Annotated in this window: 18 protein-coding genes and 1 pseudogene; 8 read left to right on the top strand and 11 right to left on the bottom strand. The window is 73.3% G+C overall.

Features of this window, described 5'->3' with window-relative positions:
• Window positions 1–131 precede the first annotated feature (131 nt).
• The gene (locus ACIGXJ_RS35200; RefSeq protein WP_399654364.1) at window positions 132–872 is read right to left on the bottom strand and encodes a class I SAM-dependent DNA methyltransferase; all 741 of its coding nucleotides are present in this window, start codon (window positions 870–872) and stop codon (window positions 132–134) included.
• A 390-nt stretch (window positions 873–1262) separates the two neighbouring features.
• Here ACIGXJ_RS35200 and ACIGXJ_RS35205 point away from each other — a divergent pair.
• Window positions 1263–1874 (top strand): annotated as a pseudogene (locus ACIGXJ_RS35205) (dihydrofolate reductase family protein); the annotation flags it as partial.
• A 77-nt stretch (window positions 1875–1951) separates the two neighbouring features.
• Here ACIGXJ_RS35205 and ACIGXJ_RS35210 read toward each other — a convergent pair.
• On the bottom strand, window positions 1952–2557 hold the full coding sequence (locus ACIGXJ_RS35210; RefSeq protein WP_399654367.1) for a TetR/AcrR family transcriptional regulator: 606 nt from the start codon (window positions 2555–2557) through the stop codon (window positions 1952–1954).
• Between the two features lie 76 nt (window positions 2558–2633).
• Here ACIGXJ_RS35210 and ACIGXJ_RS35215 point away from each other — a divergent pair, with 76 nt between their 5' ends.
• From ACIGXJ_RS35215 to ACIGXJ_RS35240, 6 genes are all read left to right on the top strand, one after another.
• Entirely contained in the window at window positions 2634–3428 is a 795-nt protein-coding gene (locus ACIGXJ_RS35215; RefSeq protein WP_399654370.1) for an MBL fold metallo-hydrolase, read from the top strand.
• 265 nt (window positions 3429–3693) lie between these two features.
• Window positions 3694–4884 (top strand): hypothetical protein, encoded by a 1191-nt coding sequence (locus ACIGXJ_RS35220; RefSeq protein WP_399654374.1) that lies wholly within the window; start codon window positions 3694–3696, stop codon window positions 4882–4884.
• Window positions 4885–5292: 408 nt separating this feature from the next.
• Complete coding sequence (locus ACIGXJ_RS35225) at window positions 5293–6660, top strand: pyridoxal phosphate-dependent decarboxylase family protein (RefSeq protein WP_399654376.1); 1368 nt, start codon at window positions 5293–5295, stop codon at window positions 6658–6660.
• A 21-nt stretch (window positions 6661–6681) separates the two neighbouring features.
• Window positions 6682–6819: a hypothetical protein gene (locus ACIGXJ_RS35230; RefSeq protein WP_399654379.1), complete on the top strand. Its 138-nt coding sequence runs from the start codon at window positions 6682–6684 to the stop codon at window positions 6817–6819.
• Window positions 6816–7874, top strand: coding sequence for a hypothetical protein (locus tag ACIGXJ_RS35235; protein WP_399654382.1), 1059 nt, complete (start codon window positions 6816–6818; stop codon window positions 7872–7874). The genes ACIGXJ_RS35230 and ACIGXJ_RS35235 overlap by 4 nt, the downstream gene beginning before the upstream one ends.
• A gap of 34 nt (window positions 7875–7908) precedes the next feature.
• The gene (locus ACIGXJ_RS35240; RefSeq protein ID WP_399654385.1) at window positions 7909–8391 is read left to right on the top strand and encodes a hypothetical protein; all 483 of its coding nucleotides are present in this window, start codon (window positions 7909–7911) and stop codon (window positions 8389–8391) included.
• A gap of 42 nt (window positions 8392–8433) precedes the next feature.
• Here ACIGXJ_RS35240 and ACIGXJ_RS35245 read toward each other — a convergent pair whose 3' ends face one another.
• The 6 genes from ACIGXJ_RS35245 to ACIGXJ_RS35270 all read right to left on the bottom strand — a co-directional run bounded on the left by ACIGXJ_RS35245 (window position 8434) and on the right by ACIGXJ_RS35270 (window position 15283).
• Window positions 8434–11184 carry a fumarate reductase/succinate dehydrogenase flavoprotein subunit gene (locus tag ACIGXJ_RS35245; protein ID WP_399654388.1) on the bottom strand — a complete coding sequence of 917 codons (2751 nt, stop codon included), beginning with the start codon at window positions 11182–11184 and terminating at the stop codon, window positions 8434–8436.
• An 11-nt stretch (window positions 11185–11195) separates the two neighbouring features.
• Window positions 11196–11984 carry an ABC transporter ATP-binding protein gene (locus ACIGXJ_RS35250; RefSeq protein ID WP_399654390.1) on the bottom strand — a complete coding sequence of 263 codons (789 nt, stop codon included), beginning with the start codon at window positions 11982–11984 and terminating at the stop codon, window positions 11196–11198.
• The gene (locus ACIGXJ_RS35255; RefSeq protein ID WP_399654392.1) at window positions 11968–12843 is read right to left on the bottom strand and encodes an ABC transporter permease; all 876 of its coding nucleotides are present in this window, start codon (window positions 12841–12843) and stop codon (window positions 11968–11970) included. Before ACIGXJ_RS35255 ends, ACIGXJ_RS35250 begins: the two co-directional genes overlap by 17 nt.
• The gene (locus ACIGXJ_RS35260; RefSeq protein ID WP_399654394.1) at window positions 12840–14183 is read right to left on the bottom strand and encodes an ABC transporter substrate-binding protein; all 1344 of its coding nucleotides are present in this window, start codon (window positions 14181–14183) and stop codon (window positions 12840–12842) included. Before ACIGXJ_RS35260 ends, ACIGXJ_RS35255 begins: the two co-directional genes overlap by 4 nt.
• A 15-nt stretch (window positions 14184–14198) precedes the next feature.
• Window positions 14199–14426, bottom strand: a complete 228-nt coding sequence (locus ACIGXJ_RS35265; protein ID WP_399654396.1) for a ferredoxin family protein — start codon at window positions 14424–14426, stop codon at window positions 14199–14201.
• A gap of 68 nt (window positions 14427–14494) precedes the next feature.
• The gene (locus ACIGXJ_RS35270) at window positions 14495–15283 is read right to left on the bottom strand and encodes a GntR family transcriptional regulator (RefSeq protein WP_399654398.1); all 789 of its coding nucleotides are present in this window, start codon (window positions 15281–15283) and stop codon (window positions 14495–14497) included.
• A gap of 282 nt (window positions 15284–15565) precedes the next feature.
• On the opposite strand from ACIGXJ_RS35270, the gene ACIGXJ_RS35275 reads away from it, so the two are divergent.
• Window positions 15566–16378 (top strand): SDR family NAD(P)-dependent oxidoreductase, encoded by an 813-nt coding sequence (locus ACIGXJ_RS35275; protein WP_399654400.1) that lies wholly within the window; start codon window positions 15566–15568, stop codon window positions 16376–16378.
• A gap of 10 nt (window positions 16379–16388) precedes the next feature.
• Here the strand turns inward: ACIGXJ_RS35275 and ACIGXJ_RS35280 are convergent, their stop codons facing one another.
• From ACIGXJ_RS35280 to adh, 3 genes are all read right to left on the bottom strand, one after another.
• A complete protein-coding gene (locus ACIGXJ_RS35280; RefSeq protein ID WP_399654403.1) occupies window positions 16389–16934 on the bottom strand; it encodes an ATP-binding protein in 546 nt (181 codons plus the stop codon).
• Window positions 16935–17157: 223 nt separating this feature from the next.
• Entirely contained in the window at window positions 17158–17556 is a 399-nt protein-coding gene (locus ACIGXJ_RS35285; protein ID WP_399654406.1) for a DUF779 domain-containing protein, read from the bottom strand.
• On the bottom strand, window positions 17556–19073 hold the full coding sequence (adh, locus tag ACIGXJ_RS35290) for an aldehyde dehydrogenase (RefSeq protein WP_399654409.1): 1518 nt from the start codon (window positions 19071–19073) through the stop codon (window positions 17556–17558). Before adh ends, ACIGXJ_RS35285 begins: the two co-directional genes overlap by 1 nt.
• Between the last annotated feature and the right edge of the window lie 61 nt (window positions 19074–19134).

Genomic DNA, 19134 nt, shown 5'->3' on the forward strand with positions numbered 1-19134 from the left:
CAGAGCCTGGGGGACTGCCGATTCAGGGCGGCTTCAGAGGGATTTCAAGAGCGCACGGGATGTGAAACCGGCAGGGCGACGGCACCGCGAGTACCTCGCCCCGTCCGGCGGGAAGCTCCGGGACTCCCGCCTCAAATCGGCTTGCGCCACACGGAGATGTGCTTGGGGGAGTCCTGCTCGAACGGCGACCCGTCCCAGTCCGCGACGCGCCGTTCCAGCTCCAGGCCGGCGATCCGTGCCATCAGGTCGAGCTCCGCGGGCCAGGCGTACCGGTGCCGGGAGTTGTCGCGGCGGTAGTGGCCGTCGTCGCCGTCGCGGGTGAAGTGGTGCGAGACGAGGATCTGCTCGACCAGGTCGAAGGTGTCGAAACCGAGGTGCCGCTCGGAGACGTCGAAGGGCACCGCGACCTGGCCGGGCGGCAGCGAGCGCAGCGGGGGCACGCCGAGTTCGACGACGAAGCGGCCGCCGGGCGCGAGATGGCGTGCGGCGTTGCGGAAGCACTCGACCTGCTCGTCCTGGGTGAGCAGGTTGGAGATGGTGTTGTAGACGAGGTAGACCAGGGTGAATTCGCCGGGGACGACGGTCGTCGCCATGTCCCCGATGACGACCGGCAGGGTGTCCGCGTCGACCTTGCGCCGCAGGACCGCCGCCATGTGCTCGGACAGTTCGACGCCCACCACCGGCACGCCGCGCTCGCGCAACGGGACGCCCACGCGTCCGGTGCCGATGGCGAACTCCAGTGCCCGGCCCTCTCCCGCCAGCTCGGCGAGGAAGGCCAGCGCCGGTTCGAGGACGGCGGCCGAGAACATCGTGGTTTCCTCGGCGTCGTAGCGGTCGGCGGTCGCGCGGTTCCACAGCTCACTGCTTGTCACGGGCGCCCACTCTGCCGAGGCGGGTAGGGGGCTGTCGAGGCGATTTCTCGTGGGCGGGGCACATCGCCCGGCGGCCGACGGGCCGTGACCCGGGCACGGGCGAGGCCCGCACCCCGGAGTCAGGGCGGTCACGGCGGCCGACGGCCGGGCCGGTCCCGGACCGCGGGGCGTGACGGCGTGCGAGGTGCGGGGGTGGCTGCGCATCAGGACGTCTCCCGCCCCTACCTCGCCGACAGGCTCGTCAACTCGACGCCCAGGGCTGCTACGTCGAGGTCGCCCTGACCTACCGGGCCGCCGGGGGCACCCGGCGCGTGACCCGGTCCGACACGGCCGCCGAACCGGCTGGTGACCGAGCGATGAGTTCGTACGGCGGGCGGAGTCTGTACGGGTATGACCCGTATCATCGCCGACATCTCGGTCTCCCTCGACGGCTTCGTCACCGGCCCCGGCGCCGGCCCGGACAACGGGCTGGGGCGCGGTGGCGAGGCCCTGCACACCTGGGCGTTCTCCGACGACCCCGACGACCGGCGGGTGCTGCGTGAGGCGACCGCCCGCTCGGGCGCCGTCGTCCTCGGCCGCCGGCTCTTCGACGTGGTCGACGGGCCGGGCGGCTGGGACGACACCACCGGCTACGGCGCCGGCGAGGTGGGAAAGCCCGCGTTCGTCGTCGTGACGAGCTCGATCCCGGAGTCGGTGCGCCTCACCGACCTCGACTGGACGTTCGTCACCACCGGCCTGTCCGACGCCGTCGCCGCCGCGTACGAACGCGCCGAGGCGGCGGCGTCGGCCACCGGCCGGGATCTCGACGTCGTCCTCATGGGCGGCGGCGCCACGGTCGGCTCGGCCCTCGACGCCGGGCTGGTGGACACGCTGTCCCTGCATCTCGCGCCCGTGGTGCTGGGCTCGGGGACCCCGCTGTTCACCGGCCGGGCTCCGCGCACGCTGGTCCAGCGGAGCGTGACCGCGACCTCGACCGCCACCCACCTGACGTACGACGTCGTCCGACCGGCTGCGCCCCGGGAGAAGGGCGGGCCGCGGCACCGTCACGGCGGAGCCTCCGGCCGGGCCGGCCCTGTCGCCTAAGGCCGTGGCTCCACGCCGACGAGGGCGTACATCAGGCGTCGCCCGCGTGCCGCCGCGCGGTCGTCGCCGAGCAGCTGGATCTCCTGGTTGACCGACATGGCGAGGCCGGCGAGTCCGGAGACGAGGTCGTCCGGGTCGAGGTCGGTGCCGATGTGCCCGGCGGTCCGCGCGGCCAGGACCTGCTCGTACAGGAAGCGGCGCCAGCGGACGACGACGTCCTGGAGGTAGGTGCGCAGCTCTCCCGGCCGGCCGTCGAGTTCGCAGGAGGCGGCCGTGACGAAACAGCCGTTGGGGAAGGGGCTGTCGGCGAGGTAGTCGCACCATGTGTCGATCAGCGCGCACAGGCGTGGCAGGCCGGGCTCGGCGGCGAGGCTGGGGGTCACGACGGCCTCGGTGAACATGTCCACCGCCTTGGCCAGTGCGGCGAGCTGCAGCTCCGCCCGGGAACCGAAGGGACCCACCACTCCGGCCTTGCTCATGCCCAGTGCCTCGGCGAGGGAGCCGATGGTCAGGCCGGACAGTCCCGCGGCGGACGCCTGGATGACGGCGGTGCTGACGATGCGGTCTCGGGTGCGCTGGGCCTCGTCGGCCGATCTCCTCATGCCCACCAGTTTACCGAACGCTCGTGTGCTAAGTTTTGGCGAACGAACGTACGCTAAATCGAGGGTGGGTGGGCCGATGCGTGTCCGTTGGCTGGGCTGGGCGGGAATGGAGATCGAGGCCGAGGGCGAGAGCGTGGTCATCGACCTCCTCGGCCGCCCCGAGGGAGTCCTGGAGGGCACACCGCTCTCGGCCCCCCTGCCGAAGGTCACCCGCCCCCGCGCGGAGGGGGACGTCATCGCCGGCCTCTGCACGCATCTGCACCGGGACCACACCGACGCCGGTGCGCTGGCCGCGGCCCTGCGTCCCGGCGCGGAGGTCCTGCACCCGCAGTCGTTCGGGGGCGACGACCACGAGAATCTGTGGACGCTCAAGGCCGACGCGGAACTCGACGCCTACAAGCTGCCCAGGCGGGCGATGGCCCTCTGGGAGACCACCACGATCGGCCCCTTCACCATCGCCGCCGTACCCGCCGTCGACGCCGTCGGAGACCCCCAGGTGCACTGGGCGGTCGAGGCCGGCGGGAAGCGTGTGATCCACCTCGGCGACAGCATGTTCCACGGCTACTGGTGGCGCGCCGCCCACCGGTACGGCCCCTTCGACGCGGTGCTCACCCCGATCAACGGCCCCGCCGTCTGCTTCCCCCACTGCCAACCCCCGAGCCCCCTCCCCGCCTCTCTCGACGCCCGGCACGCGGCGCTCGCCGCCCGGCTGCTGGGCGCGAAGGCCGCCATCCCCATGCACTACGACGGCTTCCACGTCGACGGCTTCTACGACACCCGGCCGGACGAGCTGTCCCGGTTCCTCGACGCGGCCGCCGGTGAGACGTACGAGGTCCTCACCCCGCGGCTGGGTGAGGAGGTGACGATCTGAAGGGGGCCGCCCGGGGACTCCGGCCGGCGGTCACAGGATGCGGACAGGCGCGGCATCGAGGCCGACGGTAGTCACGACACACCCATCATGACAGGTCAGAGGCCGTTTGCGTAGGACGAACGGCACAGCTGCGCAGGCTTGTTCGGCGTAGTCCGCGAGGCTCAGAATCGCCGCTGTGACGCTTGGGGGAAAAGCCGATGAAGATGCCGTGTTGCGGGCGCGGAACGTACTGCTCGCTTCGGGACGCCGCACTGCGCGGGAGGAGGTGGACGCCTACCGGGTGCTCGCACAGGTCAGTCCGCTCTCCTATCTGCCGCGCCTGGTCCTGGCGCTGCTGGACCTGAGCTACGACACCCGCGTCGGCCGAAGACGGCCGGACAGCCTGGCGCTGTGCGAGGAGGCGGTCGCCGTGGCGCGGACCGTGGACGCGGCCGAACCCGCCCGTGACGACCTTCTGTACGAGGCCCTCGACGCGTGTCAGAGAGAGCTGTACGACGTGGGCCGACGCGCCGAAGGGCTCGCCATGCGGGCGGAGATGCTCTCCGTCGGGCGGGCGCGGGCCGAGCCGGCCGGGAGTGATGTGGTCTGGGGGCTGCGCAAGTGGGCGGCGGGTTGCTCCGAGGAGGGCCGGTACGACGAGGCCGCCGACGCGCTGGGGGAGTGGGTCGCCGCGCTCCTGCCCCGCGGGCTCGAAGGGGGGAGCCTCACCTGGTCGCTCGTGGAGTGGATCGCCGCCCTCGATGACGCCGGCCGGACCGACGAGGCCCTGGCCGCGTTCGAGTCGCTCATCGGCATGCAGCGGGACGAGGCCGCGCACGACCGCGGCCCCGTGGACTGCCCGTTCCACTCGCTGATCGGGTACGCGCGGATGCTCGACACCCGCGGCAGGGGCCGGCAGGCGGCCGCCGCCCGGCAAGAGGCGCTCGCCCTGCTGAAGAAGCTGGGCGCGACAGGGGAGGGCAGGTCCTGGAGCGGCTACCGGGAGTCCTACTGGGCGGTGCTGCTCTCCTGCTTCGGTGCCGACAGGGAGCGACCGGCGACCGGGGAACCGCGTCCGCCCCGAGGGGCCCAGCCCCTGGACTGGTCGCCCGATGTCAGGCGGCGCTACTACGACAGCCGCGTCGCGCTGCGGGCGGAGGTGGACGCCCTCACCGCGCGGGCCGCCGTGGATCCGCGGCATCTGGCCGAACTGGTCCGGCTCCAGCGGGTGCTCACCGTCCGCTCCGTCGTCTCCTGCGAGCACCGCACCCGTCTCTTCTGGGAGCGAGCGCGTTCGCTGTTCGACGAAGGAGTGGACCTCGCCCGCCGACTCCACCGGCACGACCCGGCACAGGGAGCGCCCGTGCTGGCCGAGGTCCTGCTGGAACGGTCGGCCTTCCACGCCGCCGTCGGTGCGTTCGGGCCCGCCCTCGACGACTTCCGCGAGGCTCTGGGCCACCTGGGGGAGTCCGGCTGAGGATCGCGGTCGAATAGGGGGAAGGCCGGCCGGCGCCTTTCCAGCCCGAGCGGGTCGCTCCCCCGCTTGCACGCGGGCTGACCGCAGCACCCAGCGGCGCGGGGAACTGTGCGACAAGCCAAGACGCCAGGGCCCGGCACTTCCCCGAAGACCCCGGGCCCCCGCGTGCTCGGCCGGACCACGGGCGTCGTCCTCATCGGCTTCGGGGCCGGCTTCGGGGGCCAGCTTCGGGGGCCGGCCTCCGGGGCCGGCTTCGGGGGTCGTGACGCCCGCCGCACCAAGCCCTGACCGTACGCCGTCGGGTCCGCGGCCAGCCGCTGTCCGGCGTCCCCCGGTGGGCCGGCCCGCCCGCGCGGAGGCCGCCCGCTCCGCTTGCCCGCCGACGGGCCCCGTCCCATAGTGCGAGGTATGGACGCGCGCGAGAGGGCGCTCTTCCAGGCCTACCACCACGCCCTGCGCTGGCTGGCCGACCTGCCGGACCGGCCCGTGCCCGCGCGGGCCACGGCCGAGGAGATCGTGCGCGCGCTCGGCACGGAACTGCCGGGTGGCCCGACACCGCCGCACGAAGTCGTCGATCTGCTCGCCACCGCCTGTGAGCCGGGGCTCACGGGTTTCCCCAGCGGCCGCTTCCACGGCTTCGTCGTCGGCGGCACCCTCCCCGCCGCGCTCGCCGCGGACTGGCTGGTCAGCGCGTGGGACCAGAACTGCGTGATGCGTGCCGCGTCCCCCGCCTACGCGGCCGCGGAGGACATCGCCGCCGCCTGGTTGCTGGACCTGCTGCGGCTGCCCGCGCAGAGCGGGGCCGGCTTCACGACCGGTGCCACGATGGCCAACTTCACCTGCCTGGCCGCCGCACGGGACGCCGTACTGAACCGGGCCGGCTGGAGCGCCGTGCGTGACGGGCTCGCCGGCGGACCGCGAGTGCGGGTCGTCGTGGGGGAGGACCGTCATATCTCCGTCGACCTGGCCCTGCGCTACGCCGGTCTGGGCGAGCCGGAGCCCGTGCCGGCCGACGAGCAGGGGCGGATCCGGCCCGAGGCACTGCGGCAGGCGCTGACCGCGGGCGCGCCGGCACCCACGATCGTGGTCCTGCAGGCGGGCAACATCCACAGCGGCGCCTTCGACCCCTTCCCCGAGGCGATCGACGCCGCCCGGGAGGCGGACGCCTGGGTGCACGTCGACGGAGCCTTCGGACTCTGGGCCGCCGCCAGTCCCCGGTACGCCCCCTTGACCGCGGGGTGCCCGGACGCGGACTCCTGGGCGACCGACGCCCACAAGACGCTCAACGTCCCCTACGACTGCGGGCTGGCGATGGTCCGCGACGCGTCGGCACTGCGCGCCGCGATGGGCCACCAGGGCGCCTATCTGATCCACGACACCCGCGGCGACCCCATCGACACGGTCCCCGAACTCTCCCGCCGCGGAAGGGCGTTCCCCGTCTGGGCCGCCCTGCGGGCGCTGGGCAGGTCGGGGGTCTCGGACCTCGTCGAACGGCTGTGCCGGCACGCCGCCGCCTTCGCCGACGGCATCGCCGCCGTCGACGGCGCGACCGTGCTCAACGACGTGGTGTTCACGCAGGTCTGCGCCGCCTTCGACGACGACGCGCGCACCGACCGCGTCATCCATCGCCTCCTCGACGACGGCACCACCTGGATCAGCGGCTCCACCTGGCGGGGCCGCCGCGTCCTGCGCATCTCCGTCAGCAACTGGTCCACCGGTGACGACGACGTCGCGCGCACCCTCGACGCCGTCCGCCGCGCGGCGCACGCCGCGTAGCCCGGGGAGCGGCCGGCCCTTGTGGACGTCGTGCGGGCCGTCGACCTCGACCTGAAACCCGGCGTACGGGCCGACATGGGCGACGGCGACGACTGCCGGACGTCCACCCGGCACCCGCCCGCAGGGCCCTCGCCGCCGTGCGGCACGATGATCACGTGAACGCACAACGGGGAAGCACCGAAACCGAGACTGTGGCGGAACTCGCGCGTCGGCTCGTCGCCGCGGACAGCGGGGGCTGGACGCCGGACGGGGTCAAGGCCCTGGCGGCCGGGCTCGGTTGGGCCTGGTCGGACACACCGGCGCATCCCGTCCTGGTCACCGGGCGCTCCGCGGGCGACGCCCGCCTGCGTCCGGTCGGCCGGTTCGAGGAGCGTTACGTGGACGGCGAGTCGTACGTCGAACTCGCCGTCCCGGTGGCCGAGGCCGCACCGGACGCCGCCGCGCAGGCCGCCGCCTTCCGTGACGCCCTGCGGGAACTCACCGGGGCGCTGGGCAAACCGTCCGTCATGGGCTCGCACGGCGACATGGGCCCCTTCTACGGCAGCGGCCCGCTGTGGGGAGCGCCGTTCGTGCGCTGGCGCGGCAGGCCGGACACCCTGGAACTCCGCGCCGGGCGGACGGGGCCGGAACTGGTGCTGCAGCCCACCGACCCCGCGGAGAACTGGTTCTGGCGTCAGGGCGTCGGAGAGGAGTACTCGATCAGCGGCTTCTTCGGCAGCACCCGTGACCGCGCCAACGCCGGCCTCGGCTACCCGGGCCGCTGGACGGCCCGCAGCTGGGAGACCGTCACACGGTCGCTGGACGCGTTCCTCGGCGCGCTGCCTGCCGAGACCACGGCCCTCGGCATCACGATCGGGATGCCGTTCTACGGCCGCAACGACCGCGGCGCTCCGCTGCTCTACGACGTGACCTGCGGCGACCGGCTGTCGATCGGCTGCTTCGCCCCGGACGACCTCGATCCGGCGGCACTCGGCTGGGGCACGGTCGCCCAGCACCCGGCCACGGCGTCGGTCTGGAGCGATGACGATCCGGTGTGGCGCGTCGACGCCGGCGGACCCGGCGAGCCCGAGGGCCGCCGGCTCGCCGAGATGCTCGTGGCGACGGCCCGGGCGGCGGGCGTCAGCGAGCCCACCGACCTGATCGTCGGCGGCGAGGCCTCGTACGTGGACGGCTACGACGTCACCTACTACGGGCTGGGCCTGCCGACCGGATGACCGTCCTTCCAGGCGGAGTTGAGAGAATCCGGCCATGGGATCCTGGGGAACCTTGGGGCCGGCGCTGCTGTCCCTCGCGGGAGTCGTGCTCGGCGCAGGCGGCTCGCTGTTCGGTCAGTACCTCGTCTCGCGGGTGAGCGCCCGCCAGGTCGAGGTGCAGGAGGCGGCCGCTCACCGCGCGGAGGTGAAGGACGCGGTCCTGAGACTGGTGGGCGTCGCCCTGCGGTTGGAGAAGTCGGCGCTCACCCGCTCCGAGGGCGGCGGGGCCGACGCCGACCTCGGCCAACTCGTCGACGAACTGTGGCTGGCCCAGGCGGAGATCGACCTCGCGGCCCGGAGCGAGTCCTTGCGGGGCGCCGCCTACCGCTATGCCTTCAGCCTCGCCGCGGCGGCACGAGGGGACACGGCGGACGTGTCGGAGCTGCGCGAGCCGCAGGCGCGGTTCATGGACGCCGCGTATGGCGACATGTGGCCCGGCCTGCGGCGCGCTGACGGGGACGCCTCCGTACCTCGGTGACGGGCGCCGACGCCGCCGTGCGGTGCGGCGTCGGCGTCGGGGTCACAGTGCCCGTGCCGCGTACGCCCTGACGTCCGCGTCCGGGTCCGTCGTCGCGTCGGCCAGGGCCTCGCGGGCCTGTGCGGCGGCTCGATGGCGGGTCAGTGCCTTCACCGCGGCCTTGCGGACGTCGGCGTTGGCGTCGGCGAGAGCCTTGGCGAGGGCGGGCACGGCGAGGTCGGGGGCGGCGGCCGACAGGGCGGTGGCGGCGCCGGCCCGGACCTGCCAGGCCGGCTCGGACAGGGCCGCCTCGGCACGTGCGGCGTGCGAGGCCGGGCAGCCGAGGGTGCCCAGTGCCTCGTAGGCCGCCGCACGGACCAGGGCGTCGGGATCGTCGATGAGGCCGGCGAGGGCGGGCGCGGTGTCGCCGGCCCGGGGCGCGGTCACGTTGGCCAGGCCCTTGGCGATGGTGACGCGGACCTCGCGGGACGGGTCGCCGGCCGCCGCGCGGGACAGTTCCCCGACGGCGTCGACCGACACGAGAGCCCGTACGGCCGCGATGCGGACGGCGATGTCGGAGTCCGACAAGGACCGCGCGAACAGCGCGGTGTCACCGAGGCGCAGGACACGCAGGGCGTCCAGCGCGGTGGCACGGGCGACCGGGTCGGCCACGGACAGAGCCGCGACGAGGCCCTCGCGCAGGGCCGGCTCGGGGGTGAGCGTCTCGACCAGTTCGCGCAGCGAGGCGGCCGCGGCGGATCGGACACCGGCGTCGGCGTCGGCGAGAGCTGCGGCCAGGGCCGGTCCGGTACCCGCGGGCACGGTCTCCGTCAGGACGGTGACGGCCGTCCGGCGTACGCCCGGGTCGGGGTCGGTGAGGTAGGGGGCGAGGTCGGACAGCCCGGGCTCGTCCTCCGCGAGGGAGAGCAGTCCGAGCAGGCGCGGGGTGGCCGGGGTGTCCGCGTCCGCGGCGGCACCGTCCGGTGCGGTGGTGCCGGGTACGGCGGGCTCCTGGCGCAGGGCCACCGGCGCCGCCTCCCGGGGCCCGGCCGTCGCCACCTGCTCCGGCTGGACCTCGCCGAGGTGGCGGGAGGGTCCGCCGACCGCGGGGAAACCGTCCACCGGCACCAGGTAGGGAGCCACGGGACGGGCCGTGAACTCCATCGCCCCGGAGGGCGACTTGTACAGGTCGAGGTGGTGGAACCAGGAGGCGTCGTCGCGCCGCGGGTGGTCCAGCCGGTCGTGGTAGAGGCCCCAGCGGGACTCCGTACGGGCCAGGGAGGCCCGCGCGGCCATCTCGGCGCAGTCGCGGATGAAGCTCACCTCCGCGCAGCGCATCAGCTCGTGCGGGGTGCGTGCGCCCATCGCGGCGATGTCCGCGCGCATCCGCTCGAACGCCTCCAGGGCCAGCGACAGCCGGGCCCCGGACTTCGGCGGGGCCACGTAGTCGTTCACGAAGCGGCGCAGCTTGTACTCGACCTGGGGCTGCGGCGGGCCGTCGGGGTTGCGCAGCGGGCGGTAGACCAGTTCGTGCGCCTCCTGGAGCTGGTCGGCCGGCAACTCGCCCTCGTACGGCGTGTACCGGGCCGCGTCCGCGCCCGCGAGGTCCCCGAAGACGAACGCGCCGATCATGTAGTTGTGGGGGACGCAGGCCAGGTCCCCGGCGGCGTACAGCCGGGGCACCGTCGTACGGGCGTGGTCGTCCACGCGTACCCCGGAGGCCGAATGGCCGCCGCACAGGCCGATCTCGGAGATGTGCATCTCCACGTCGTGGGTGCGGTAGTCGTGCCCGCGGCCGGCGTGGAAGGTGCCGCGCGTCGGGCGCTCGGTCGAGTGCAGGATCGTCTCCAGGGCGGAGACCGACTCCTCCGGCAGATGGCTCAGCTTCAGGTACACCGGGCCCCGGTCGCCCGCGACCTCCGCCGCGAACTCGGCCATCATCTGGCCCGACCAGTAGTCGGAGTCGACGAAGCGTTGGCCGTGCCGGTTGACCTGGTAGCCGCCGAAGGGGTTGGCGACATAGGCGCAGGCCGGACCGTTGTAGTCCTTGATCAGCGGGTTGATCTGGAAGCACTCGATGCCGGTGAGTTCGGCGCCCGCGTGGTACGCCATGGCGTAGCCGTCGCCGGCGTTGGTCGGGTTCTCGTACGTGCCGTACAGGTACCCGGAGGCGGGCAGGCCGAGCCGGCCGCAGGCGCCGGTCGCCAGGATCACCGCGCCCGCGCGGACGGTGACGAACCGCCCCGTGCGGGTGTTGAAGCCGGCCGCCCCCACGGCACGCCCCTCGGCGGTCAGCACCCGTACCGGCATCACCCGGTTCTCGATGCGGATCCGCTCGCGCATCTCGCGCCGCCGCAGCTGCCGGTACAGGACCTTCTTGACGTCCTTGCCCTCCGGCATCGGCAGCACGTACGAGCCCGAGCGGTGCACCTGGCGGACGGCGTACTCGCCGTGCTCGTCCTTCTCGAACTTCACACCGTACGACTCCAGGCGCTGCACCATCGCGAAACCGCGGGTCGCGGTCTGCCGGACGGTGCTCTGGTCGACGATGCCGTCGTTGGCGCGGGTGATCTCGGCGACGTAGTCGTCGGGCTCGGCACGGCCGGGCACGACCGCGTTGTTGACGCCGTCCATGCCCATCGCGAGCGCGCCGGAGTGACGGACGTGGGCCTTCTCCAGCAGCAGCACGTCCGCGCCGCGCTCGGCGGCCGTCAGGGCCGCCATCGTGCCGGCGGTGCCGCCGCCGATGACGAGGACGTCGCAGGTCAGCTCCTCCGCGTCGCCGAAGGCGGGAATCTGCAGGGGGGTGTCCACCAGGGTGCCTTTCAGGAACTGAGCGAGGTGAGGACTTCGCGGCGCAGGGCCACACGGGCCGGATCGTCGTGTGCGGCGCGCTCGCGCGGACGCGGCACCTCGCGTACGGCGGTCAGCCGGCCGGCGCCGAGCAGGGCCACCCGGTCGCCGAGGAACAGGGCCTCGTCGACGTCGTGGGTGACGAAGACGACGGTCGCACCGGTGCCGTGCAGCACCTCCACCAGCAGGTCCTGCATACCGGCGCGGGTCTGGGCGTCGAGCGCGCCGAAGGGCTCGTCCATGAGGACGGCGCGCGGCCGGCCGGCCAGGGCGCGGGCCAGCTGGGCGCGCTGTCGCTGCCCGCCGGAGACGCGGTGCGGCAACTGCCGTGCATGGTCCGCCAGTCCGACCCGGGCCAGCCAGGCATCGGCCTGCTCCCTGCGGCGGGCGCGCGGCAGGCCCTGGACGGCGAGGGGCAGTTCGACGTTGGCGCGCAGGGTGCGCCAGGGCAGCAGGGCGTCCTCCTGGAAGACCAGCGCCCGGTCCGCGCCGGGGCCGGTCACCGTCCGGCCGTCCTGCTCCACCGCCCCGTCCAGCGGGGGCAGCAGACCGGCGAAGGTGCGCAGCAGCGTCGACTTGCCGCAGCCGGAGGGGCCGACGACGGTGAGGATCTCGCCCGGCGCGACGTCGAGGTCGACGCCCGCCACGGCCGGGGCGTCCGGCCGGCCGAGCATGGCGCCGCGCAGGGTGAGGCGGGTGCCGCGCGGGGCCGCCGGGGCGGTGCGGGCCCCGGTCGGCCGGGTCTCAGACGAGGTGCTCATCGCGTGCCTCCTCGGCCTTGGCCGGTACGGTCGTGGACGCCGGGTTCCGTGCGGGCCGGGGCCGGGCGCCGGGGACGTAGGACGTGCGCGGCAGCCAGTGGGTCAGCCGGCGGCCGGCCAGCTCGACGGCGGTGGAGGTCAGCCAGCCCAGCAGGCCGATGGTGACCATGCCGACGAAGACGCCCGGGTAGTCGACGATCGTGTAGTCCTGCCAGGTGCGGTAGCCGACGCCGTACTGGCCGGAGATCATCTCGGCGGAGATCACACAGATCCAGGACACGCCGATGCCGACCGAGAGGCCGCCGAAGATGCCGGGCAGCGCGCCCGGCAGGACGACCGAGCCGAGGATCCGCCACCGGCCGCCACCCATGGTGCGCACCGCCTCCTCCCACACGGGGGTGAGCGCACGCACCGCGTGCCGGGTGGAGACCAGGACCGGGAAGAAGGCGGCGGTGAAGGTGATGAAGACGATGCCCTGTTCGTTGGAGGGGAACAGCAGGATCGCCACCGGGACCATGGCGATCGCGGGGACGGGCCGCACCACCTCCAGGACCGGGCCGAGCAGATCCTCGGCGAGCCGCGAGCGGGCCACGAGCACGCCGGTGGCCACGCCCAGGAGTGCGGCGAGCAGGAAGCCGGTCAGGATCCGGGTGAGGCTGTCGGTGAGGTCGGTCCAGTAGTCGGGTCCGGACAGCCGGTCGCTGAAGGTGCGGGCCACGTCGGTCACCGTCGGGAACTGCGAGAACCGCACCCACAGGTCCACGTCGTAGGCGGTCAGCAGCTGCCACAGGCCGAGCGCTGCGGCCAGCGAACCGGCCCGCAGCGCGAGCCGGCCCGACCGCCGGGGGTACCGGCTCACGAGGCCCGTCCCAGGGCGTCCGCGTACGTGATCACCCGGGCGCCGCGGTGACCGGCGAGATAGTCCTGCGCGGTCTCCGGGGCGACGAAGGGCAGCAGCTCCTTGCCGTCCGCGACCCAGACGGCCTTGTCGGCGAACCACAGCGTGCCGGTGGTCGCGTCGGGGACGTACGCCGCGCGGATGCCGTCCTGATGCCCGGCGACGTGGGCGAGGAGCTTCGCGGGGGAGGGGAAGGTCCTGGTCTCGGCGGCGCCCTCGGGCCAGACCTCGCTCGCGGCGGCGGGCGGGACCGCGGCGAGCTGCCGGGCGTAGCCGGCGCCGAGGGCCTTCCTGACGTACCGGTCGTCGACGAAGGAGTCCACGTCGATGTCGCCGGTCAGCTCGGCCGCCTTCAGGACGGCCACGTCCTCCTTCAGCGCGGCGACGAGCTGCGGCTTGACGGCCGGGTCGAAGGTGGAGATGCCGTGGGCGCCGTTGTAGAGGTAGACGACCTCGGCGGGCAGACCGGTGGCCTGCGCGACCTTCTCGGCGGCCTGGACGGGATGCGCCCTGAGGTACTCGGTCGCCTCCGCCTGGGCCTTCAGGAACGCCTCCAGTACGGCGGGGCGCCGCTCGGCGAAGTCCTCGCGGGCGGTGACGCCGTGGAACGTCGGCAGGTTCAGCCGGGCGCCGTCGTACAGGGCCTTGGCCTTGCCCTGGTAGGCGAGCAGGCCCGGCCAGGCGACGAACTGCGACAGGGCGTCCGCGCTGCCCGCCGACAGCGCCGAGGCACCCACCGCGGGCTGCTGGTTCAGCTTCTCGACGCCCTCGACCGGGTCGATGCCGGCCCGCTGCAGGGCCCGTACGAGGGTGCCGTCGGCCGCCGAGCCGACGCTCGTGGAGACCTTCTTGCCCTTCAGGTCCTTCAGCGAGGCGAGCTCGGAGTCCGGTGCGACGACGACCGTGTTGAGGCCGCCCCTGAGGTTGTAGCCGGTCACCGAGACCAGGTGGGTGGGCTGGTTCAGCTGCTTGCCGCGTGCCGCGTTGATGAGCAGCGGGAAGTCGCCCATCGACCCGATGTCGATCTTCCCCGCGGTCATCTGCGCGGTGATGGGCGCGCCGGTGGCGTAGTCCTGCCAGTCGACCTTGTAGGTCTTCCCGTCGCCCAGGGCGTTCAGCTGCTTCTCGAAGTAGCCGAGGGAGCGCAGGAGGGTGCCGGCCGTGACGGTGTTGATGGTCTTCGACTGGTATCCGACGGTGACGGTGACCGTGGAGCCGTCGCCGGCCTCGGCGCTGCCGCCGCACGCGGACAGGGGGAGCAGCAGAACGGACGCGGCGAAGGCGACTGCCGTGCGTTTCATGGGAGTTCGGGCCTTTCAGCGGAGCAGATAGGGCATGTTGACCGTGACGGCTCCGGTGGGACACCGGGCCGCGCACGGGCCGCAGTACCAGCACTCGTCGACGTGCATGTACGCCTTGCCGTCGGTCTCGTCGATGGCGAGGGAGTCCAGCGGGCACATGTCCACACAGAGCGTGCAGCCGTCGATGCACTTCGACTCGTCGATGGTCACGGGCACGTCGGCACGCTGGGGCACGAGGGGCATGGCGGTCTCCGGGAAGGTGCGTGAGCGGGGGTTTCTACGGTGAGCGGGGCTGTCGGTGAGCGGGGCTGTCACCGGGAGCGGTGCAGCAGACCGCTCATCGTGATGCGGTCGCCGCGGAAGCGGATGAACTCCAGGTCGACCGGGCGGCCGTCCGCGAGGTGCGTGAGCCGCTCCAGCATCAGGACCGCCGCGCCGCGCGGTGCTTCGAGGACGGCGGCGGAGTGGGCGTCCGCGTTCACCGCCTCCAGGGTGATCTCGGCGTGGCCGAGCCGGTGGCCGGTGACGGCCTCCAGCAGGCGGAAGACGTCGGTGTTCTCCAGGTCGGCGCCGAGCAGGGCGGTGCCGATGTCGAGCGGGATGTAGGTGAGGTCGAGGGACAGGGGAAGGCCGTTGAGGCGGCGCAGCCGTTCGATGCAGAGGACGTCGCTGCCGGGAGGGACCCGGAGGCGTTCGGCCACGGGGACGGGTGCGGGCGCAGGGCCCATGGTGCGGACCTCGTTGGTGACGCGGCCGTGCTCGCGCAGGGTCTCCGCGAGGCCCATGAGCCGGTCGAGCCCGTGCGGGTACTTCTGGCCCACGACGACCGTGCCCACGCCGGGAAGGCGCTCCACGAGGCCCTCGGCGCGCAGCAGGTCGAGAGCCTGACGGACGGTGTTGCGGGACGCCCGGTAGTCCGCGGCGAGGGTCGACTCGTGCGGCAGGGCGCCGGCCGGGAAGGCCCCGCCGAGGAGCTCGCGCCGCAGCAGGTCGGCCAGCTGGCGTGCCTGGTCCGCGCGCAGCCGACGCCGGGTGCGCTGGGCGGCCACGGTGGGCGCGCCCTGGCCGGCGTGGTCTCGGATGCGGTCGGTGGGAGGCATGGTCCGAACCATAGCTATCCGGTAGGGATAGTGGTGTTGCGGAAGTGTTGCGCCACCTGACACGCCGCCGGATACGCCATTCACCTGCACTTTCGGTCGGCGGGCGGGGAGATCTGCCAGGGCCGGAGGCGGGGCGGCCGGGGCTCGGGCTGCCTCAGGGAGCGCCGCGCGGGGCGGAGACCCGGGCCTCGGCCGCCGCGTCGGCCGGAGCTGTCGTACCGGAACCATGCATGCGCATAGGATCATGTCCCGGATCGCCCGAGTGACAGGAGGCCGACGCGCATGGACGAGCGGCGTGTTGTGGTGGTGACCGGCGGGGGAACGGGGATCGGTGCGGCGACCGCGCGTCTGCTCCGCGCGGCCGGACACGAGGTCGTCGTCTCGGGCCGGCGGCCGGAGCCGCTGCGCCTCGTCGCGGAGGAGACCGGGGCGCTGGCCTGCCCGGCCGACACCACCGACCCGGACGATGTGCGCCGGCTGGTCGACACCGCCGTCGCGCGCTTCGGCCGACTCGACGGGCTGGTCGTCAACGCGGGCGTGGGGAGAAGCGGCGGCGTCGGGGAACTGACCGACGAGGACTGGGAGTTGGTGCTCCGCACCAACCTCACCGGCCCGTTCCTCCTGATGCGCGCGGCGCTGCCGCACCTGCTGCGAGCCCGGGGCTCCGTCGTGGCCGTCGCCTCCGTGTCCGCGCTGCGCAACGGGGTGGGCAATGCCGCGTACGCCACGTCCAAGGCGGCACTGCTGCAGTTGTGCCGGTCCCTCTCGGTGGACTACGGGCCGCGCGGTCTGCGCGCCAACACCGTGTGTCCCAGCTGGGTGCGCACCGAGATGGCCGATCGCCGGATGACACGGTTCGCCGAGGACGCCGGACTGGGACCCGGCGGGGTGGACGAGGCGTACGAGGAGGCCACCAGGCTGCTGCCGGCCCGCCGCCCCGGCGACCCCCGTGAGGTGGCCGAGGCCATCGCCTGGCTGCTCTCGCCGGCCGCGTCCTTCGTCAACGGCGCCGTGCTGACCGTGGACGGAGGCGCGACGGCGCTGGATCCCGGGACGGTTCCCTTCGATTTCCGGGTGGTGCCGCGCGGCGAGTAGGGCGTGCGGTTCAGGCCACGTCGCGGGTCGGCACGGCCGCCACGGGGAGCGCCGCGTCGACCGTGCGGCCCCACGGGCCCTGGTGGACCCGGAGCGTGGCGGCGAGGTACTCCACGATGAAAAGTCCTCGTCCGTGTTCCTCCAGGTCGGCCTCGCGGGGCACCTCGGAGGTGGCGGGGGCTCCCGAGTCCGTCACCGAGATCCACAGGACTCCGGCGTGCAGGGAGAGGCGGACGGTCATGTCGTGGCGGCCGTGCTCGGCGGCGTTCGCGGCGAGTTCGCCGACGATGAGCTCGGCGGACTCGCGGGCGGCGGACGGAAAACGCCACTGGGCCAGGACGGCCACGACACAGCGTCGGACCACCGGAACCCACCGGACCTCCGCGGGCAGGGCCAGCACGGCCTCGCGGCCCGCGTTCGTACGGTCGTCGGCGGGGGCAGCGGCCGGTGCCGATGCCGGGTGGTCGGAGCGCGGGGGCGGCGGAGCGGTGGGTCGCCGGAGCGTACGAGCGGTGGCCGGCGGCCTTCCCGTCTCGTCGAGGAGCGTGGTGTACATGGTCGGCCCCAAAGCTGGCAGGAAGGGGGTCGGAGCGGGCCTGTCGGTGGGGGACCTCCGGGCCCACCGGGCCACTTCTGACGCTACGCAGATGTCCGGTGCTCCGTAGCTGGACTACGGGGCGCATCCACCCTGTCCGGATGAAGGGGGAACGGAACGGCGCGGGGCCGGACACCCAGGTGTCCGGCCCCCCGTGCCACCGCCTGCGCCGGCGCGGTGGTCGTCAGGTGTCCGCCCCGGTCGGGAGCGGGGGTTCCGCGGCGAGGCGTGCCCACTCCTCGTCGGTGAGGACCCGGGAGCGGATCAGGAAGCGCACGCCCTCGGGTGCTTCGAGGGAGAAGCCGCTCCCGCGCCCCGGGACCACGTCGACGGTCAGGTGGGTGTGCCGCCAGTACGCGTACTGGTCGGCACTCATCCAGAACGGGGTGTCGCCGGCGATGTGGCCGAGCAGTACGTCCGCGGCGCCGACCTGAAACTCGCCGCGCGGGTAGCACATGGGTGCGCTGCCGTCGCAGCAGCCGCCCGACTGATGGAACATCACGGGCCCGTGCGCCGCGGCGAGCCGCCGCACCAGGTCCTCGGCGGCCGGTGTCAGCTCGACGCGCCTGGTGCGGGCGGCCATCAGAAGAACCCGAGCTTCTGGCCGGAGTAGCTGACCAGCAGGTTCTTCGTCTGCTGGTAGTGGTGCAGCATCATCTTGTGGGTCTCGCGGCCGATGCCGGACTTCTTGTAGCCGCCGAACGCCGCGTGCGCCGGGTAGGCGTGGTAGCAGTTCGTCCACACGCGGCCGGCCTTGATGCCGCGGCCCAGGCGGTAGGCGGTGTTGCCGTCGCGGGTCCACACGCCGGCGCCGAGGCCGTACAGCGTGTCGTTGGCGATCTTCAGGGCCTCGTCGACGGAGTCGTACGTGGTGACCGAGACGACCGGGCCGAAGATCTCCTCCTGGAAGATCCGCATGTCGTTGGTGCCGCGGAAGATCGTCGGCTCGATGTAGTAGCCGCCCTCCAGACCGGGAACGGACCTCGGGTTGCCACCGGTGAGGAGTTCGGCGCCCTCCTGCCGGCCGATGTCGATGTAGGAAAGGATCTTCTCGTACTGGTCGTTGCTGGCCTGGGCGCCGATCATGGTCGCCGGGTCCAGCGGGTCGCCGCTGACGATCGCCTTCGTACGCTCGACGCAGCGGGACATGAACTCGTCGTAGATCGAGGAGTGCACGAGCGCACGGGACGGGCAGGTGCACACCTCGCCCTGGTTCAGCGCGAACATCACGAAGCCCTCGACGGCCTTGTCCAGGAAGTCGTCGTCGGCGGCCAGCACGTCGGGCAGGAAGATGTTGGGGCTCTTGCCGCCCAGCTCCAGCGTGACGGGGATGATGTTCTCGCTGGCGTACTGCATGATCAGGCGGCCGGTCGTGGTCTCGCCGGTGAAGGCGACCTTGGCGACGCGCGGGCTGGACGCGAGCGGCTTGCCCGCCTCTACACCGAAGCCGTTGACGACGTTCAGGACGCCCGGCGGGAGCAGGTCGGCGATCAGCTCGATGACGTACAGCAGGCTGACCGGGGTCTGCTCGGCCGGCTTGATGACCACGCAGTTGCCGGCGGCCAGCGCGGGCGCCAGCTTCCAGGCGGCCATCAGGATGGGGAAGTTCCACGGGATGATCTGGCCGACGACGCCCAGCGGCTCGTGGAAGTGGTAGGCGACGGTGTCGTCGTCGATCTCGGCGATGCTGCCCTCCTGGGCGCGGACCACCCCGGCGAAATAGCGGAAGTGGTCGATCGCCAGCGGGATGTCGGCGGCCAGCGTCTCGCGCACCGGCTTGCCGTTCTCCCAGGTCTCCGCGACCGCGATCTTCTGGAGGTTCTCCTCCAGGCGGTCGGCGATCTTGTTCAGGATGTTCGCCCGCTCCGTCGTGGAGGTGCGGCCCCAGCGCGGCGCGGCCGCGTGGGCGGCGTCCAGGGCGAGTTCGACGTCGGCGGCGGAGGAGCGGGCGACCTCGCAGAACGTCTTGCCTGTCACCGGCGTCGTGTTGGCGAAGTACCGGCCCTCGACCGGGGCGACCCAGTCACCACCGATGAAGTTGTCGTATCGCGGGGCGAAGCTGACGATGCTGCCGTCCGTTCCCGGCTGCGCGTACACCATGGCGGCTCTCCTCGGTGGCTACGAGTGCGGTGCTCCGACGGCCGGTGCCGTCGTGCTGCAC

The sequence above is a fragment of the Streptomyces sp. NPDC053367 genome, from assembly GCF_044545925.1.
Lineage (GTDB): Bacteria > Actinomycetota > Actinomycetes > Streptomycetales > Streptomycetaceae > Streptomyces.